Source organism: Streptodolium elevatio (genome assembly GCF_053592165.1).
Genome location: NZ_JBSFVE010000005.1, coordinates 231,785 through 248,993, shown reverse-complemented (window position 1 = coordinate 248,993; position 17,209 = coordinate 231,785). Strand labels below are relative to the sequence as shown.

Annotated in this window: 15 protein-coding genes; 8 read left to right on the top strand and 7 right to left on the bottom strand. The window is 71.4% G+C overall.

The annotated features are described in order from the left end of the window. Window positions 1-3: 3 nt before the first annotated feature. The gene (locus tag ACWD12_RS12780; RefSeq protein WP_450099556.1) at window positions 4-234 is read left to right on the top strand and encodes a CPCC family cysteine-rich protein; all 231 of its coding nucleotides are present in this window, start codon (window positions 4-6) and stop codon (window positions 232-234) included. On the opposite strand, the gene ACWD12_RS12775 is transcribed toward ACWD12_RS12780, so the two are convergent. From ACWD12_RS12775 to ACWD12_RS12755, 5 genes are all read right to left on the bottom strand, one after another. Further along, window positions 206-1,249, bottom strand: a complete 1,044-nt coding sequence (locus tag ACWD12_RS12775) for a serine hydrolase domain-containing protein (protein WP_450099555.1) — start codon at window positions 1,247-1,249, stop codon at window positions 206-208. The genes ACWD12_RS12780 and ACWD12_RS12775 overlap by 29 nt on opposite strands. Window positions 1,250-1,857: 608 nt before the next feature. Continuing rightward, complete coding sequence (locus tag ACWD12_RS12770; protein ID WP_450099554.1) at window positions 1,858-2,070, bottom strand: DUF4287 domain-containing protein; 213 nt, start codon at window positions 2,068-2,070, stop codon at window positions 1,858-1,860. A 150-nt stretch (window positions 2,071-2,220) separates the two neighbouring features. Further along, complete coding sequence (locus ACWD12_RS12765; RefSeq protein ID WP_450099553.1) at window positions 2,221-3,189, bottom strand: ketopantoate reductase family protein; 969 nt, start codon at window positions 3,187-3,189, stop codon at window positions 2,221-2,223. A 98-nt stretch (window positions 3,190-3,287) separates the two neighbouring features. After that, a complete protein-coding gene (locus ACWD12_RS12760) occupies window positions 3,288-5,489 on the bottom strand; it encodes a molybdopterin oxidoreductase family protein (protein ID WP_450099552.1) in 2,202 nt (733 codons plus the stop codon). Between the two features lie 104 nt (window positions 5,490-5,593). Next, complete coding sequence (locus ACWD12_RS12755) at window positions 5,594-6,220, bottom strand: TetR/AcrR family transcriptional regulator (protein ID WP_358357736.1); 627 nt, start codon at window positions 6,218-6,220, stop codon at window positions 5,594-5,596. A gap of 63 nt (window positions 6,221-6,283) precedes the next feature. On the opposite strand from ACWD12_RS12755, the gene ACWD12_RS12750 reads away from it, so the two are divergent. The 4 genes from ACWD12_RS12750 (at window position 6,284) to ACWD12_RS12735 (ending at window position 10,717) form a co-directional block, all read left to right on the top strand. Next, window positions 6,284-6,691 (top strand): RidA family protein, encoded by a 408-nt coding sequence (locus tag ACWD12_RS12750; RefSeq protein ID WP_450099551.1) that lies wholly within the window; start codon window positions 6,284-6,286, stop codon window positions 6,689-6,691. Window positions 6,692-6,809: 118 nt separating this feature from the next. Continuing rightward, complete coding sequence (locus tag ACWD12_RS12745) at window positions 6,810-8,312, top strand: class I adenylate-forming enzyme family protein (RefSeq protein WP_450099550.1); 1,503 nt, start codon at window positions 6,810-6,812, stop codon at window positions 8,310-8,312. A gap of 71 nt (window positions 8,313-8,383) precedes the next feature. Further along, complete coding sequence (locus ACWD12_RS12740; RefSeq protein WP_450099549.1) at window positions 8,384-8,797, top strand: YunG family protein; 414 nt, start codon at window positions 8,384-8,386, stop codon at window positions 8,795-8,797. Between the two features lie 177 nt (window positions 8,798-8,974). Beyond that, complete coding sequence (locus ACWD12_RS12735; RefSeq protein WP_358357744.1) at window positions 8,975-10,717, top strand: pyruvate dehydrogenase; 1,743 nt, start codon at window positions 8,975-8,977, stop codon at window positions 10,715-10,717. Window positions 10,718-10,917: 200 nt separating this feature from the next. On the opposite strand, the gene ACWD12_RS12730 is transcribed toward ACWD12_RS12735, so the two are convergent. Then, on the bottom strand, window positions 10,918-13,065 hold the full coding sequence (locus tag ACWD12_RS12730) for an FAD-dependent oxidoreductase (protein WP_450099548.1): 2,148 nt from the start codon (window positions 13,063-13,065) through the stop codon (window positions 10,918-10,920). A gap of 126 nt (window positions 13,066-13,191) precedes the next feature. Further along, the gene (locus ACWD12_RS12725) at window positions 13,192-13,827 is read right to left on the bottom strand and encodes a TetR family transcriptional regulator (RefSeq protein ID WP_450099547.1); all 636 of its coding nucleotides are present in this window, start codon (window positions 13,825-13,827) and stop codon (window positions 13,192-13,194) included. A 128-nt stretch (window positions 13,828-13,955) separates the two neighbouring features. On the opposite strand from ACWD12_RS12725, the gene ACWD12_RS12720 reads away from it, so the two are divergent. From ACWD12_RS12720 to ACWD12_RS12710, 3 genes are all read left to right on the top strand, one after another. Then, window positions 13,956-14,753, top strand: coding sequence for an SDR family NAD(P)-dependent oxidoreductase (locus ACWD12_RS12720; RefSeq protein WP_450099546.1), 798 nt, complete (start codon window positions 13,956-13,958; stop codon window positions 14,751-14,753). 115 nt (window positions 14,754-14,868) lie between these two features. Continuing rightward, a complete protein-coding gene (locus tag ACWD12_RS12715; RefSeq protein ID WP_450099545.1) occupies window positions 14,869-15,645 on the top strand; it encodes a DUF4097 family beta strand repeat-containing protein in 777 nt (258 codons plus the stop codon). Between the two features lie 550 nt (window positions 15,646-16,195). Beyond that, window positions 16,196-17,188 (top strand): cation diffusion facilitator family transporter, encoded by a 993-nt coding sequence (locus ACWD12_RS12710; protein ID WP_450099544.1) that lies wholly within the window; start codon window positions 16,196-16,198, stop codon window positions 17,186-17,188. Window positions 17,189-17,209 lie beyond the last annotated feature (21 nt).

Sequence of the window (17,209 nt, the reverse complement as noted above, 5' to 3'; positions counted from 1 at the left end):
GGCGTGATCGTGAAGTATCCCTGCGTGTGCTGCGGCCGGTTGACGATGCACGAACAGCCCGGGTCGCACGAGATCTGTCCGGTCTGCTTCTGGGAGGACGACGCGGTGCAACTGCGCTGGCCCGACCGGGCAGCGGGCGCGAACCGGACCGCACTGACCGAAGCCCAGCGGGACTTCCAGAACGTCGTCGGCCTGCCCGTCCCTGTCAGGGTTTCGCGGCGGCTAGGGCTATGAGGTCCTGGGTGAGGTCGGCGTCCTGGTCCTCCAGGTCCCATTTGCCTTCCCGGATGGCGGTGTTGGTGGCCCAGAAGACCATCGTGTGGTCGGACGGGCGGATCGCGAAGCGGGCGAAGGACCAGTCGTTGCCGCCGTCGTGAGTGATCAGCGGGCCCTTGTCGGTCGGGAACACGGTCAATCCGTAGCCGTACGAGCTGGGCAGGCCGTCGCCCTCGGGGACGTGCGGGGTGAACATCTTGGCCTTGGCCGCCCCGTTCAAAATCGTGTCCCCCTCCAGGGCGCGGTACCAACGGAACATGTCACTCGCGGTCGACAGCAGGCCGCCGTTGCCGCGCAGGTTCCAGTACGGGCCGTCCGGCGCCCACGGATGCTCGAACGGCCGCCCCTGGGACGCACCTTGCTCGTCGTACTCGACGGCGACGTCGCCGCGGCCCGGATCGGGCAGCACGTAGCCGGTGCGGGTCATGCCCGCGGGGCCGAAGAGGTTGCGGGCGAGGAAGTCGCCGTACGACATCCCGGACACCTTTTCGACGACGGCGGCAAGCACCGAATAGCCGGTGTTGGAGTACGCGAACTCCTCGCCCGGTGCGGCCTCGAGCGGTGTGGCGAGGGCACGGCCCAGCATCGCGTCCCTGGACAAAGGCTCGTAGTCCTCGCCGATGCCTTCCGGGAGCCCCGAGGTGTGGGTGAGGAGCTGATGGATGGTGATCGCGCGCTTGTCGGCCGGAACCGCGCCCAGGTGGACGCCGATGCTGTCGGTGACCCGCAGCGCTCCGTTCATCTCCAGCTTCAGAACGGCCGCGGCGGTGAAGGACTTCGTGATCGAGCCGATGTCGTAGACGGTGTCGCAGCCCGCCGCCCGGCCCGCGGCCTCGTCCGAGCGGCCCAGTCCTTGGCAGCTCACCAACTCGCCGTTCCGCGCGGTGACCACGGAGCCACCGGCCCCCTCCGGCCAGTTCTCGCCAAGGAACTTCGCGACCGCGTCGGCCTGTTCGGAGGACGGGAGAGGCATCGGGAGGGATGTGGTCCCGCCCGGCGACGGCGGTTGCGAGCCGCCGGACGCCGCAGCCGAGGGCGACCCCGTCGGAGTTCCGGTCGGAGTGCTCGACGGAGTACCTGACGGCGAATCGGCGGTCTTGTCGTCCGTGCCGGAGCAGGCGGACAGTGCGACCGTCAGCGAAGCCACCGTGATTGCCACGTACTTGAGCGCACGCTGACGCGCTTCGTTCTTCATGTTCGGCATGGGATCCCCGAGTTGCCGACGCGGCCTCTCCGCGTCCCCTCCGAAACGCTATGAAGATCGGACGCCGGGGTCGTCACGCATGCGAGCGAACCGTCCCCTCCCCGGTACGGGGGAGCCTCGCCCGGGCGACTCCCTGGCAAGGGGCACCGGCAGCACCCGGCCAGGGGATGCGGAAGCCCGTCCGGGACAAACCACGGGGTCTCCAGGCGGCACGCGGCAAGGTGCCGGGACATGGTGAAGGCCCGCCTCGTGTGCGAGTGTTCCGAGGCGGGCCCGACACCGTCACCAAGGGCGCAGATTCCTTGGAGATGATGTCTGTGACTCTATGCGGCCGCACTGACAACGCGGCCGCACCGACAACACGGCTCGGCGGCGGGCTACTTGCCGCTTTCCTCGGCGAGAGTGTGGGCCACGAGGGCGTTGGCGTGACCGTGGCCGAGGCCGTGCTCGCTCTTGAGCCAGCCCACCAACTCCATGTGCTTGGTCAGCGGCGACGAGCGGATCAGGCCCTGCCACTCCGAAATGGGTCGGCCGTACTTCTTCTCGATCGAGGGAAAGTACGACGCGGGGCCCTTCACCGTCTCAGCCATGTCCGTGGTCCTCTCGGGTGCGGTGCGGTCCGTCGCGCCCCGCCCTGTGCGGTGCGCCTGTCCCCTTATGACCGTCGTCGCCGTGGAAACTCATCGCTCACGCGAACGTGATCCACACCACCCGGCACCTCCCCCGCCCCACGGCGTCCGTCATGCCACGCCGGCCGCGCGGAGGATGTCGGCGTCGGTCAGCGTCGCGGGGGCGAGGCGGTGGCGGGCGTGGTGGTTGGCGAGGCGCTGCACCGCGGCGTTCACCGGGGTCGGCACGCCGTGGAGGCGGCCGAGGCGGGCGATCTCGCCGTTGAGGTAGTCGGCCTCGATGCCGCCGGTGCCGCGCAGCAGGCTCTGGTACGACGAGCCGCCGGCACGGTCGGCGCCGCGTACCGGGAGGTCGACGATGAAGCCGCGGCGCGGGGAGTCGGCCGGTTCGAGGAGGGGTTCGATGCCCGCGGCGGCGTAGCAGGCGTCCGTCTCGCCGCGCAGATGGGTGGCGACGGGGCCGACGCGGACGCTCGGACCGCAGAGCGCCTCCGCGGCGTTGGCCAGGTTGTAGAGGAGCTTGCCGTACTTCCACCGCATGATGTCGTCGCGGGCTTCGGAGGGGAATGTGGCCGACGAGAGCGCCGCCGCGATCTTGCGCGCGGTGTCGTCGGAGCCGCTCGGGTAGCGGCCGAGGTCGAGGGTGCCGGCGACCGGGGTGGAGTGCAGCTGCACGATCCCGGGCTCGGTGTACAGGGCCGGGCACATGACGTTCATGCCGTACACGTTGTCGAACGAGCGCAGGGCCATGTCCTCGTTGGCGACGCCGTTCTGCGCGCAGACCACCGGGGTCGACGCCGGAGCCGCCTCGGCGAGGTCGCGGAGCGCGGCGGGGGTGTCCTGCGTCTTCACGCTCAGGAGCACGACGTCTTCCGGCGCGAACGTGATCTCCTGCGGGTGCTCGGCCACCGGTACGTTCACCACCTGCTCGCCCTCGGGGTCCAGGATGCGGAGCCCCTTCCCGCGGATCGCCGCGGCGTGCGCCGACCGCGCGATGAGCACCACGTCGTGGCCCGCCGCCGCCAGCCTGCCCCCGACCGCTCCGCCGATCGCCCCCGCGCCCAACACGATGAACCGCATCAACTGCCTCCCACCGACCGAAGATCGCTTGCCGTCAGCGGCCCACGATAGAGTTGACGGTCGTCGAATGGGTCAAGGCCCGTGACAGGGGGCCGGCGTCAGTGCGCGGGCGAGACGTGTACGGGGAATCCGTTCAGCACCGCCGTGCCCGACAGGGGGTCGAGCCGTGAGCCGTCCAGCAGCTGGTTCACGTTGACCCCGGGGCGTTCCGCGGCGACCGAGAGCCGGGTGCCGGGGCGGTCGTGCCCCCACCCGTGCGGCAGGCTCACGACACCTGGGCGCATTCCCTCGGTGATCTCGACCTCGGCCTCCAACTCGCCGCCCTCCCCCTTGATCCGGGCCGCCGCGCCGCCGACGAGGCCGAGCCGTGCCGCGTCGTCCGGGTGGACCTGGAGGGTGCAGCGGTTGGAACCGCCGGTCAGCGCCGGGATGTTGTGCATCCAGCTGTTGTTGGAGCGCAGGTGGCGGCGGCCGACCAGCTGGAGTGTGTCGGCGGCCGGAACGGCGTCGAGCGCGGCGCGCAACCGGGGCATGTCGGCTTCGACGGGTGCGGGGAACAGCTCGATGCGCCCGCTGCGCGTCTTGAGGACGCCGGGCAGCCGCGGCTCCAGCGGGCCGAGGTCGATGCCGTGCGGAGCGGCGCGCAGGGCGTCCAGCGTGAGCCCGTAGGAACCGAGGCGCAGCATCATGTCCAGGCGGCGTTCGGGCCCGGTGGCGCCGATCAGCTCGGCGGTCACCTCCTTCGGGTCCCGTCCGTGTACGGGCGACTGCTCGTCCGCCACGGCCTTCGCGAGGGTCGTGGCGACGGCGAGGTCGTCGACCGCCGAGGGCGGGGCGCCGTGCATGCCGGAGACGGCCAGGATCAGCCGGGCGTGGATCTCGCACTCGTCCATGCGGCCCGGACCGAGCGGGAGGACGGCCGGCGAGTACCGGGCCTGGTTGCGCACCGCGAACTGGTTGAACACGAAGTCGAAGTGCGGGCTCTGGGACGGCGGAGGCGGCGGCAGCACGACGTCCGCATGCCGGGTGGTCTCGTTGAGGTACGGGTCGACCGACACCATGAAGTCGAGCGTGTCGAGCGCCGCGTCGAGGCGCCGTCCGTCGGGTGCGGACAGGACGGGGTTCGCGGCGATGGTGACGACCGCGCGGACGCGTCCTTCGCCCGGGGTCTCGATCTCCTCGGCGAGGGCGGTGAGCGGCAGTTCCCCCTTGGCCTCGGGGTGGCCGGACACCCGGCTGGCCCAGCGTCCGAGCGCAAACCCCTTGCCGGGTCCGGCCTTTCGAGGTGCCGGTGCGGTCGCCCCGTGCGGGAAGAGCGCGCCGCCGGGCCGGTCGAGGTTCCCGGTGAGCACGTTGAGGACGTCGACGAGCCAGTTCCCGAGCGTGCCGTATTCGACGGTTGAGGAGCCGACCCGCCCGTACACGGCCGCAGTGGGCGCGGCGGCCAGCTCGCGGGCCGTGGCGCGGATGGCGTCGGCGTCCAGGTCGCAGGCGGCGGCAACCGCGTCGGGGGTGAACTCCTTGACCGCCTCCCGGAGTTCGGATACGCCGTCGACGTGCTCGGCAAGGTCTCCGAGCCTGACGAGATCCTCGGCGAACAGGGTGTGCACGAGTGCCGCGAGGAACAGCGCGTCGGCGCCCGGCCGGATGGCGAGGTGGCGGTCGGCCAGGCGGGCGGTGCGGGTACGGCGGGGGTCGACGACGGTGAACGTTCCGCCCCGCGCCTGCAGTGCCTTGAGCTTGCCCGGGAAATCGGGGGCCGTGCACAGGCTGCCGTTGGAGTCGAGTGGATTGGCCCCGAGCATCAGCAGGTGGTCGGTCCGGTCGAGGTCGGGCACCGGGATGGCGAACGGGTCGCCGAAGAGCAGCCCGCTGGACACGTGCTTCGGCATCTGGTCGACCGTGGACGCCGAGTAGTAGTTGCGCGTGCCGAGGGCGCGGAGCAGCAACGGCGGGTAGAGCGCCCCGGCGACGGTGTGCACGTTGGGGTTGCCGAGGATCAGGGCCACGGCGTTCTTCCCGTGTTCCTCGACCAGCGGCCGGACCCGGGCGGCGATGAGGTCGAAAGCCTCGTCCCAGGTCGCTTCGCGCAGAGCCCCGTTCTCGCGTACGAGGGGCCCGGTGAGCCGGTCCGGATCGCCGTCGACCTCGGGGAACGCGGCGCCCTTGGGGCAGATGAAGCCCCGGCTGAAGATGTCGTCACGGTCGCCGCGGGCGGCCGTGACCCGTCCTGCGTCGATCGTGAGCGTCAGCCCGCAGGTTGCTTCGCACAACGGGCAGATGCGCAGGGCCTTCGACATGGCGATCTCCCAGGGGCGGGGCAATGGCGGTGGCTCACGGGCACCCGCGAGCATACCGACGGGTAGCCGGGCCTGACAGCTTTCGGTCCGCCGCCTGTGGCCCGTCACATCGGTGGAGTCACGGGGTCGGTGCGCCAGCCGCGTTCGACGGACCGGCCGCACTGCGCGGGGTCGTCGCCGGCCGCGACGTACAGACCGGTCAGCATGGGGATCGCGTACGTCAGGGCGCCCTCCGGCAGCGGTCCGGCGGTGGCGAGCGAGGCGAGTCCGTGGCCGATCACCCAGCTCTGGGTTGCCAGTTCGAGCGGATCGACGTCGCCGCGGAACCGGCCGGAGTCTTTCGCCCGGCCGACGTTGCGTACGAGACTGTCCAGCGTGTCGTCGGCCGCCTGAGGGTCCTCGAGTTCGAAGTCCGCGTCGAACATGACGCGGTAGAGGTCGGGCGCGTCCAACGCATTGGCCACGTACGCGGCCCCCTGCGCCGCCAGGTCCCGCACCGGATCCGCACTCGGTGCGACGGCGGCGAGCCGGGCCGCCAGGAGGGTGAACCCCTCCTGGCGCAGCGCGCTCCAGAGTCCGTCCATGCCGCCGAAGTAGGTGTAGACCGCCATCGTCGAGACGCCGGTGCCCGCCACGAGGGAACGGAGCGTCACCGGTTCGCGTGCCCGCAGCATCTGCGCCGCTCGCCGCAGGAGCAGGGCGCGTACCGCCGGGTCCTTGGTTCTTGCCACGGCAACACAATACATAGCACTGCTATGTTATTCCGAAGCACACCGACAGCCAGGAGGACCGACATGGCCGTGCAGCTCATGAACCCCGACGGTCTGCCCAAGCCCGAGGTCTACCGCCAGCTCTCCGTCGCGACCGGGTCCCGCCTCGTCTTCCTCGCCGGGCAGGTCGCCCGCGACGCCGACGGCGGGAAGGTGGGCGAGGGCGACCTCGCCGCGCAGGTGGAGCAGGTGTACCTCAACATCGCCACCGCCCTCGCGGCCGTGGGCGGGTCGTTCGACGACGTGGCCAAGCTGACCGCGTACGTCGTCGACTGGACTCCCGACAAGATGCCGCAGCTCGGCGAGGGCGTCGGGCGGGCGGCCGCCAAACTCGGCGTCGACCCGACCAAGCCCGTCACGCTCATCGGCGTCGCCGCCCTGGCGGAACCGGACCTGCTGGTGGAGATCGAGGCCACCGCCGTCCTGGACTGACGACGCACGCGGGGCCGGCGCCCGGCCCCTGACGCCCGACCCTGACGCCTTGAGGCGCCGGGCGCGGCCCGGAGGGGCGGGGCTGTCGGTGGCATCACCTGCGAGGTAGCTTCGCGGGGTGTTGCTTCACGAGATCTTGCGGGCCGCGGCGGGCCGGGCGGCGGATGACATCGCGCTCATCTGCCCCGAGGACGGAGTCGAGCTGACATTCGGTCAGCTCGACGCGCAGTGTGAGGCGTTGGCGGCGGCGGTGGCCGAGCGCGTCTCGCCCGGCGGCCGGGTGGCGATAGTCGCGCACAACCGGGCCGAGTACGTGGTGGCCTGCTACGCCGTACCGCGTGCGGGACGCGTCCTCGTGCCGCTGAACCCGCGCCTCCACCGCAACGAGTGGGTCGACCTGCTGAACCGCTCGGGTACGGAGCTGGTGCTCGCGGACCCTGCGCTCGCGTCCGAGCTCGCCGACCGGGAGCGCCCGGTGGTGACCTTCGACGAGTGGGACGCCCTCCTGGCGGAGGGTCGCGCTGCCGCGGCCTCGGCGCCGACCGGCCCGAGCGACGACCGGGCGCTCGCGTGGCTGCTGTTCACCTCCGGCTCGACCGGCCGCCCCAAGGGCGTACGCCTGACGCATCGCAGCCTCACCGCCGGCATGCGCACGACACTCGCGCGGCGCCCGGTGCACGCCGACACGGTGTTCCTCACGCCGTTCCCGCTGTGCCACGTGGCCGGGGCGTACCAGGTGCCCATGCACCATATGCGCGCCCGCCCCGTCGTGTTGGTGCGCAAGTACGACCCCGCGGCGCTGCCCGCCCTCGTGGCGCGGCACGGCGTCACCAACATGTCGCTCGCGCCGACGATGATCGACGCGCTGTTGGCGCAGGACGGCGTCGCGCGGTTGCGCGGCCGCCTGCGCGGCATCGGGTACGGCGCCTCGCCCATCTCCCCCGAACTGCTCCGCCGTACCGCCGATGTCCTGGGCTGCGACCTCGGACAGGGCTACGGCTCCACCGAACTGTCGGGCAACGCGGTATTCCTGACACCGGAGGAACACCGCCCGGAGCTGCTGTCGGCGGCCGGTCGGCCCGGTCCCGGCGTGGAGCTGCGCATCATCGACGACGCGTGGGCGGACGTGCCGACCGGGCAGGTCGGCGAGATCGCCGTCCGCGCCAAGCAGGTGTGCGACGGGTACTGGGAGGACCCGAAGGCCACCGACGAGGCGTTCCGGGACGCGTGGTTCCGCACCGGCGACCTCGGGCGCCTCGACGACGCCGGCTACCTCTACGTCGCGGACCGCAAGAAGGACATCGTCATCTCCGGCGGAGAGAACGTCAGCGCGCGCGAGGTGGAGGGTGTCCTGCGCACCCATCCGGGGGTACGCGACGTCGCGGTCATCGGCATTCCGGACGCCCGTTGGGGTGAACGCGTATGCGCGGTGGTCGTGCCTGCCGACGCACGACCGTCCGAAGCCGAGCTGGAAGACGAGCTGGTGGCGCTGTGCCGTGCACGCCTCGCGGGCTTCAAGATCCCGCGTGTGGTCCACTTCGTCGACGAGCTGCCCGCGACCGGGACGGGGAAGGTCAGCAAGCCCGCCCTGCGGCAGCGCTTCGCGACGGCAGCGGGCTGACCGCGCCCACCCCGGCCCGGCGCCGCCGGCCTCGTACCCTCATGTCGCACCCCTGTGACAGCGTGCCTGTCATGATCGCCCCCACCTCGCTCCCGGCCCTCGACCGCGCCTTCCGCACCGCCTGGGCGACGGACACGTGCTCGCCCGACGACGCCGCGCGCGAGCCGTGGCGGCCGGACAATCCGGCGTGGGGGCACTGCGACATCACCGCCCTCGTGGTGCACGACCTGTTCGGCGGCGACCTGATGCTCGCGGACGTCGAACTGGACGGCGCCGATGTCGGCTACCACTGGTGGAACCGGCTGCCCAGCGGCCTGGCGCTCGACCTGACGTACGAGCAGTTCCGGCTGGGACAACAAATCCTCGATCCGCGCACGGTCGTACGGCCGACCGGCCCCCTCAGGCGCCGCGGGCCCGAGTACCACCTGCTGCGCGAGCGCTTTGCCGCGGCTCTGGGCCGGGAACTGCCGCCGGCCGGCAACTGAGCGCCGCCGATGACCGGCCGCGCGTCAGGCGAGAGGCCCAGGCCTTGTAGGTGTGCGGCCGCGTCCCAGCGGACAAATGCCCATATGACGCGAAGATCAAGTTCGCATGGAGGAGCGCACGCGGCGCGGCACACACGCCGAAGGCGCACACACAGGAGACCGTAGGGAGCCCCGGGCATGGCTAAGCAGACCGTCGCGGAACAGTACGTCGACCTCCTCGCCCGCGCGGGAGTCCGGCGCGTGTTCGGGGTCGTGGGCGACAGCCTGAATCCGGTCGTGGACGCCATCCGGCGCAACAGCGCCGTCGAATGGGTGCAGGTGCGCCACGAAGAGGCGGCGGCGTTCGCGGCGAGTGCGGAGGCGCAGCTCACCGGCCGTCTCGCGGCGTGCGCCGGGTCGTGCGGGCCGGGCAACCTCCACCTGATCAACGGGCTCTTCGACGCGCATCGTTCGATGGCCCCCGTGCTCGCGCTGGCGTCGCACATCCCGAGCGCGCAGATCGGCCTCGGGTACTTCCAGGAGACGCACCCGGAGCGGCTGTTCGAAGAGTGCAGCCACTACTCCGAAATGATCTCGACGCCGGAGCAGATGCCGCGCGTCGTGCAGACCGCGATCCAGCACGCGGTCGGGCGGCGCGGTGTGTCCGTCGTGACCCTGCCCGGCGACATCGCGAGCCTCGCCGCCCCGGAGGGGTCGGTCGAGTTGGCGATGGCGTCGGAGCGTCCCACGATCCGGCCGGGCGACGGCGAGGTGGACCGGCTGGCCCGGCTCGTCGACGAGGCCGACAAGGTGACGCTGTTCTGCGGGCGCGGCGTCGCCGGGGCGCACGCCGAGGTCATGGAACTGGCGGAGAAGGTCAAGTCGCCGGTCGGGCACGCGCTGCGCGGCAAGGAGCACATCCAGTACGACAACCCCTACGACGTCGGAATGTCCGGCCTGCTGGGCTACGGCGCGGCGTACGAGGCGATGCACGAGTGCGACCTGTTGATCCTGCTCGGCACGGACTTCCCGTACAGCGACTTCCTGCCGCGCGACGTGCGGACCGTGCAGATCGACATGCAGCCGGAGCGGCTGGGACGGCGTACCTCGCTGGACCTGGCGGTGTGGGGCGACGTACGCGAGACGCTGCGCTGCCTGACGCCGCGCATCCGGGCCAAGTCGTCGCGCGCCTTCCTGGACCGGATGCTGAAGAAGCACCTGGACTCGCTGGAGGGCGTCGTCGGGGCGTACACCAAGAACGTCGAGAAGCACGTGCCGATCCACCCGGAGTACGTCGCGTCGATCCTCGACGAAGAGGCCGCCGAGGACGCGGTCTTCACCGTCGACACCGGCATGTGCAACGTGTGGGCGGCGCGGTACCTCACGCCCAACGGGAAGCGCCGCGTGGTGGGTTCCTTCGTGCACGGGTCGATGGCGAACGCGATGCCGCAGGCGATCGGCGCGCAACTGATCGACCGCAAGCGGCAGATCGTGTCCATGTCGGGCGACGGCGGGTTCTCGATGCTGATGGGCGACTTCCTGACGCTCGTGCAGTACGACCTGCCGGTCAAGGTCGTGCTGTTCAACAACTCGTCGCTGGGCATGGTCGACCTGGAGATGATGGTCGACGGGCTGGCGCCGCACGGTACGCGCTACCCGCACACCGACTACGCGGCCATCGCCACCGCCGCGGGCGCACGCGGCATCCGGGTCGAGAAGCCGCGCAAGGTACGCGCCGCGCTGCGCGAGGCCTTCTCGCACGACGGCCCCGTGCTCGTCGACATCGTCACGGACCCGGACGCGCTGTCCATCCCGCCCAAGATCACCTCGGCGCAGATCAGCGGCTTCGCGCTGTCCGCCAGCCGGATGGTCCTCAACGGCGGTGTGGGCCGGATGGTCCAGATGGCCCGGTCGAACCTGCGGAACATTCCGCGGCCGTAGCGCGCGTTCGGCGCCACGGCCGGGGGTGGGCGGCGTGTCGGGACCGCGACCGGGTCCCGACACGCCGCCCATCACACGGCGTCAACTCGGCAGGCCGCCGATCGGCACCCCGACGGATGCCAACCCGACCACCGGACCGTCCCCGAGCCGACCGCCGAATCCGCCCTCCGAAGCCGGATCCCGGGCGTTGCCCCCTCCGGCTAGCCGTTCACCTCCAGTGCCGCGCGCACCGCGGACTCCAGCGAACCTTCGATCCAGGCGTGCTTGAGCGAGGTGTGCTCACCCGCGAAGTGCACGGGGCCCTCGGGCGTGGTGACAGCCGGATGCAGGGCGGTCCACTGGCCCGGGGTGAACACGGCCGCCTCGCCGCAGGCGTAGCGGTTGCGCAGCCAGCTCTGGGTCGCGCCGTGGCCGGTGAAGAAGACCTCGACGCGCCGGCCGTACACCTCCTGCAAGCCGCGCAGGGCGTACGCGTAGCGCTCGTCGTCGTCGAGCGAGTCCCAGCGCAGCGCGTCGTCGGCCCAGGTGTAGCTGGCCAGGACGACACCGCCGGCGCTGCCGCCCGCGGTCGGGTGCGACGGGTGGTAGATGAACCGGTTGGCGTTGTCGGTGACCGAGCCGCCGCCCACGGCCTGTACGGCGGGCGGCTGGTCCCCGGCGGCGGTCTGCGGCGCCGAGGCGTACCGGGAGCGCAGCCCAGGGGCGATGTCGGCGCGGTTGACGGAATAGTGCGCGCCCAGCAGTTCGGCGTCCTTGCCGGCGCGGCCGGTCCGGTACAGCTCGTACAGGCCCGGGCGGATCGACTCCAGTTCCTTCCGCCACTGGTCCTCGTCGAACTCCCACCAGCGGCGCGAGAATTCGAGCAGGACCTTGGTGGCCGCGTCGTAGTGCAGCTCGGTGATCGCGCGGCGCTTGGGGTAGGAGAAGGCCGGTTCGACCTGCACGTGGCGCAGGGCCGCGAACGGGATGGTCACGATCGCCACGTCCGCCTCGAAGATCTCCCCGCCGGGCAGTTCGGTGCCGGAGTCCTGGTCGTTGCCGCCCGCCTCCCGCACGGTGTGCACCCACACCGAGCTGCGGCCGGGCTCCGCCAGGTGGGTGGTCCTGGCGGCCGGGTCCGCGGGGTCGCGGTACTCGAGTCGCGTGACGCGGCGGTTCATCACGATGTCGTTCTCGAGCTCGGGCAGCAGCGCGTACGGCAGTTCGGCGGTGCCGCCGGCGATCTCCCAGTAGGTGGCCGACGGGTTGATGTCGGTGTGGCCGAGGAAGCTGTGCAGGAAAGACAGCGGCAGGCGCGAGGTCAGGTTCTCCAGCGTGCCGAGTGCCTCGATGGTCGCGTTGTCGAACCCGGCGACCTCGGACATGAACCGGCGCAGCGAGAACTCGTCGTAGTCGTAGATGAGTTGCGCCCAGCCTTCGATGCGCTGCGGCAGGGGCAGCGGTTCCCGGGTGCCGTCCGGCCGGGTCGTGGTGATCTTCGCGTACGCCGGGGCGAGTGCGTTGGCCCAGCGCTCCCCCATCGTGCCGCCGCCCGCGGGCAGCCCGAAGCCGCCGTGCATGACGTCGGGGGACTTGGCGTATTCGTTCTTGCGCTGCCGCACGCCGTTGGCGCGGATCCAGGTGTTGTTGAGCTTGTCGGGTGCCTTGAAGTCGCTTTGCGCGGGCCCGAACCGCCATGTCTCGCCGGTGAACGCCTTGTACTCGACCGCGGGCGGCTGCCCTGCCGGGTTGCCGGTGCCGGGAACGATGTCGACGAGGTGGAACGGGCGCCGCTCGAGCCCGAGCTTGTCGATCAGCGCGAGGGTCATCGGGTGGAAGCTGGGCAGCCGCATCGCGCCGGCCTCGGCGGTGGCCTTGGGGTCGGCGAACGGGCGGGCGGAGTCCTGGCCGCCGGGGGCGGAGCGGAAGGTCTTGATGCGGCCGCCGATGCGGTTCGCGTTGGCCTCCAGGATGGTGACGCGGTGCCCGGCGCGCTTGAGCAGGGTGCCGGCGACCAGACCGGCGATGCCCGCTCCGATGATCATGACGTGCTTGGGAGCGGTGGTCTTGGGCAGGCCGTCCTCGATCAGGATCTTGAGGTACTTCAGCTTGAGGTCCTCGTCGCGCTCCCCCACCAGCAGGAGTTGGCGTGCCACCGCCACGCAGGTGTTCCAGCGGGCCGGGTCGACGTCGCGCTGCCGCGGGACCCCGACGGCGGTCCCCGGCGCCAACAGCGCGCCGGCTGCGGGGATCACCGCGGTCGTGCCCGCGGCGGTGAGGAACGCCCGGCGGGACGGGGCCGTTGGGCCGCCGCCCTCGCTGGGCGATTCGGGTGACTCGTCACTCTTGGAGTTGCTCTTGAAGGCCATGGAGACAGACTGGTTGCCCGAACGGCCCGCATCCGAATGGCCGCACCGTATCGGGTGAAAGGTTCACCCGAACGCTTGAACATCCAGACACTTGGGGGGTGTTCGGCCGCGACCCGTGATGCGGGCTCAGGCGGCGAGGAGTCCGCCGGTCGCGACCGCGCGAAGGGCACGGCTTACGGCCTCGTCGGCGGAGCGTACGGACGACTCGCCCGCGGCCCAGCGCTCCATGGCGATGCGCACGGCGGTGTTGACGGTCCCGGCGGCCAGTTGCACGTCGAGGTCATCGGGGGACGCTCCGACGCGCGCGGCGATCGCGGGGCGCAGGCTGTCCTCGGTGTCGCGGTAGACGTTCAGCCACACGGCGCGCAGCGCGGAGTGTCCGCCGACCAGGCGTAGGAGGGCGCGGAGTTGGTCCTCGTCGAGGCCGTCGGGGGTACGCGCGTGGCGCACCGACGCGCGGTACGAGGTCAGGAGCGCGTCGACGAGGCCTAGGGACGCGTCCGCGTCGGCGAGCCGGTCCACCCAGTCGCGCGTACCCGCCGCGAGCAGCGGGGCGATCGTCTCCTCCTTCGCCCGGAAGTAGCGGTAGAAGGTGCGCAGGGCCATGCCCGAGGCGGCGGCGATGTCCTCGACGGTCGTCGCGTCGTAGCCGCGGTCGGTGAACAGCCGGGCGGCGACGCGGGACACCTCGGTGCGGGTGTCCTCCTTGCGCCGCTCGGTCAGCGACGGTCGGCCCGGGCCCCGGCGCGTGCTCGTGGTCATGCACACAGCCTAGCGTCCGCCCGAGGAATTATTGGCACGACATGTATGTTTGACATGACGCGTCAACAACAAGGACCGGTGGGAGGCGGGGGCCGAGCGCCGGACCAGCACCAGACGGAAGGCTCCTCATGAACCGCTTCGACAACCGCCGCATCCTGGTCACCGGCGCCGGCTCCGGCATCGGCCAGGCCACCGCGCTGCGCCTGCTCGCCGAGGGCGGCACCGTCGTCGCCGCCGACGTCGCGGCGGACGGGCTCAAGGCCACCGAGACCCGCGCCGCCGAGGCCGGACTCGACACGTCCCGTCTGCGCACACTGGTACTGGACATCGCCGACGAGGCGAATGTCGTCGCGGGCGTCGCCAAGACCGTCGACGACCTCGGCGGCCTCGACGTGCTGGTGAACGCGGCCGGGATCCTGCGCGCGGCACACACGCACGAGACGTCGCTCGACCTGTGGAACCGCATCATCGGCGTCAACCTGACCGGCACGTTCCTCGTCACGCGCGAGGCGCTGCCCGCCCTCCTGGCGACCGGCCGCGGCGTGGTGGTGAACTTCAGCTCGACCTCCGCCGCGTTCGCGCACCCCTACATGGCGGCGTACGCGGCCAGCAAGGGCGGCGTGCAGTCGTTCACCCACGCGCTCGCGCTCGAGTACGGCAAGCAGGGCCTGCGCGCGGTGAACGTCGCACCCGGCAGCATCAAGTCCGGCATCACCGACGCGACCGGCGGCTACCTCCCCGAGGACACCGACTGGTCGCTGTTCGCGAAGCTGAGCCCGATCCTCGACACCGACGTGGAGTCCGCGAGCGGAGCTCCGATGGCCGGACCCGAGACGGTCGCCGGAGTGATCGCCATGCTGGCGTCGGACGACGGGGCGTTCATCACCGGCACCGAGATCCGCATCGACGGCGGCACGCACGCCTGAGGATCCGCCGCGGCCCGGTCCGACCAGACCCGACCCACGCGCCCGCGGCACCGCGCTCATAGGGTGATCAGTCCCGTCGTACGACACGGCGGGGCACGATCCTCGGGAGCACACCATGGCCAGGCCGGCACGTATCGCGCTGTTCTCGATCTCGGGACTGCTCTTGGCCGGCATGGTCGGCTCCGCGGGATTCACCGGCCTGGTCCTGCTGTCCAGCCACGACGTCGCGGCCTCCACGCAGTTCGACCTGCCCGGCGAGACGCTGACGATCGAGAGCGACGACGGCGGCCTCCACCTGGTGCCGGGCGGGCCGGGACACGTACGGGTGGACCGCAAGACCACTGAAAGCATCCGCGGCGCCGACCCCGAGTGGTCGCTCAGCGAGGGCACACTGCGCCTGACGACAAACTGCCCGTCCTTCTTCACGGTCGACTGCGACGGCGACTACACAGTCGCCGTTCCGCCGACCGTGAAGGCCGTCAAGGTACGCAGCGGAGACGGCTCGATCTCGGTCCGCGGCCTGGCCGCCGACATCGACCTGCACAGCGGCGACGGCTCGATGAAGATCCGCGACGTCCGCGCCGGCACCCTCGAGCTGTCCACGTCCGACGGCTCGGTCTCGGTGGCGGGCACCGCGGCGACCGACCTGACCGTCTCCTCCGGCGACGGCGGCGTGGGCCTGACCCTGACCGAGCCGCCGATGCACGTGAAGGCGTCGACGGGCGACGGGAGCCTGCGCCTCACACTGCCGCGCACCGAGGACGCTTACCGCACATCCGTCAAGGTCGGCGACGGCAGCCAGACCATCCAGATCAAGCAGGACCCCGACTCCCCGCGCACCATCGAACTGAACACAGGAGACGGTTCCGTCACCGCCACCTACCCGCGCTGACCCGCACCCACCGTCAACTCCCCACCCCCGCAGCCGAAGTCCACCCCACGTCCCGGTCACATCTACAGGCCGGCTCGCTCCAGCAGTGCTTCTGCCTGTTCGCGGGTGAGCGTCGGCGGGGCCGGTGGCGGTGAGCAACCCGTGTGGGGGTTGGCGGCGGTACGACAGGATCCATTCGGCGCCAGGGTTGGAAGGTTCTCCTGGGCCGCCGACGCGCTCAGTTCGGCATCCAGACCCATGGACCACAGGCTGGACCCGCACAGATCTCCGCGTCGCGGCGTCTTCGCACTCCCCCGCACCGTCGGTGATCCCGCACAGCCACGGGTTCCTCGCACGCATTGGACGGCGCAGCCGTTTCTGCCGGCTGTCCGCGGGGTCGGGTTGCCGGGTTTTGGGCGGGGTAGCGGGTAGCTTTCGCATCGGATACCTGGTTCATCCGGATACGTGGGTTCCCTTGACGCGGTCGTGTCGGGTCGCGCGGGGATTCGCGGTTGCGCCGGGGGCGATGTGGATCGGCTGACCTCCCTCAGGAGCACCGCAGGAGCACGGCATGAGCCACGAGGCACCGGAACCCGGCGAACCGCAGGCGACCGAGACGGCAGGCGGCGCGGATAGCGGCGGCGGGGAGAACCTGCGTACCGTCGTCGTCGCGGTCGCGGCCAACCTGGCCATCGCGGTCGCGAAGGCGGTGGCCGCGATGGTCACCGGGTCGGCGTCGCTGTGGGCCGAGACGGCGCACTCGTTCGCCGACACCGGCAATGAGGTGCTGCTGTTCGTCGGTCTGCGGCGCAGCGACCGGCCCGCCGACCGGCGCCATCCCTTCGGGTACGGCCAGGAGCGCTGGTTCTGGGCGTTCCTGGCCGCGATGGGCATCTTCGTCGTCGGCGGTGTGCTGGCGATCCAGGAGGGCATCCGGTCGCTGCTCGACCCCGAGCCGCTGGAATCGGTGTGGGTGGGCGTCGGGGTGCTGCTGGTCTCCGCGGTCCTGGAGGGCGTCTCGTGGCGCCAGGCGCACAAGCAGTTGAAGGCCGAAGCGGCGGCGAGCGACCGTACGCTCACCGCGCAGTTGCGGCGTGGCTCGGACCCCACGGCCGCGACGGTGTTCTTGGAGGACTCCGCCGCGCTCGTCGGCCTCGCGCTGGCCCTCGCGGCACTGGGCTTGCACGCGTGGACCGGCTCGGCGTTGTGGGACGCGGCCTCCAGCATCATGATCGGCCTTCTCCTGGTGGCGGTCGCCTGGCAGCTCGCCCGCCGCAACAAGGCGCTGCTCATCGACGAATCCGCGCCTGACAAGGTCGTCGAGCAGCTGCGCGAACGCGTCACCTCGCGCCCGTGGGTCGCCGAAACCGCCGAGGTGACGGCCGTGTTCGTCGGACCGCGACAGTTGTTCGTGTCGGTACGCGTGGTCCCGGTGCCGACGGTGGCGATCGGCGCCGCCGACCGGCTCCTGGCCGAAGTCGCCCGGTTGACGGCGGCGTTGGAGGCGGAGCCGACGATCACGCGGGCCGATGTGGTCGTGGTGGCGGCCGATTCCGCGGCATGAGCGGCCGTGGCCGTGTCCGCG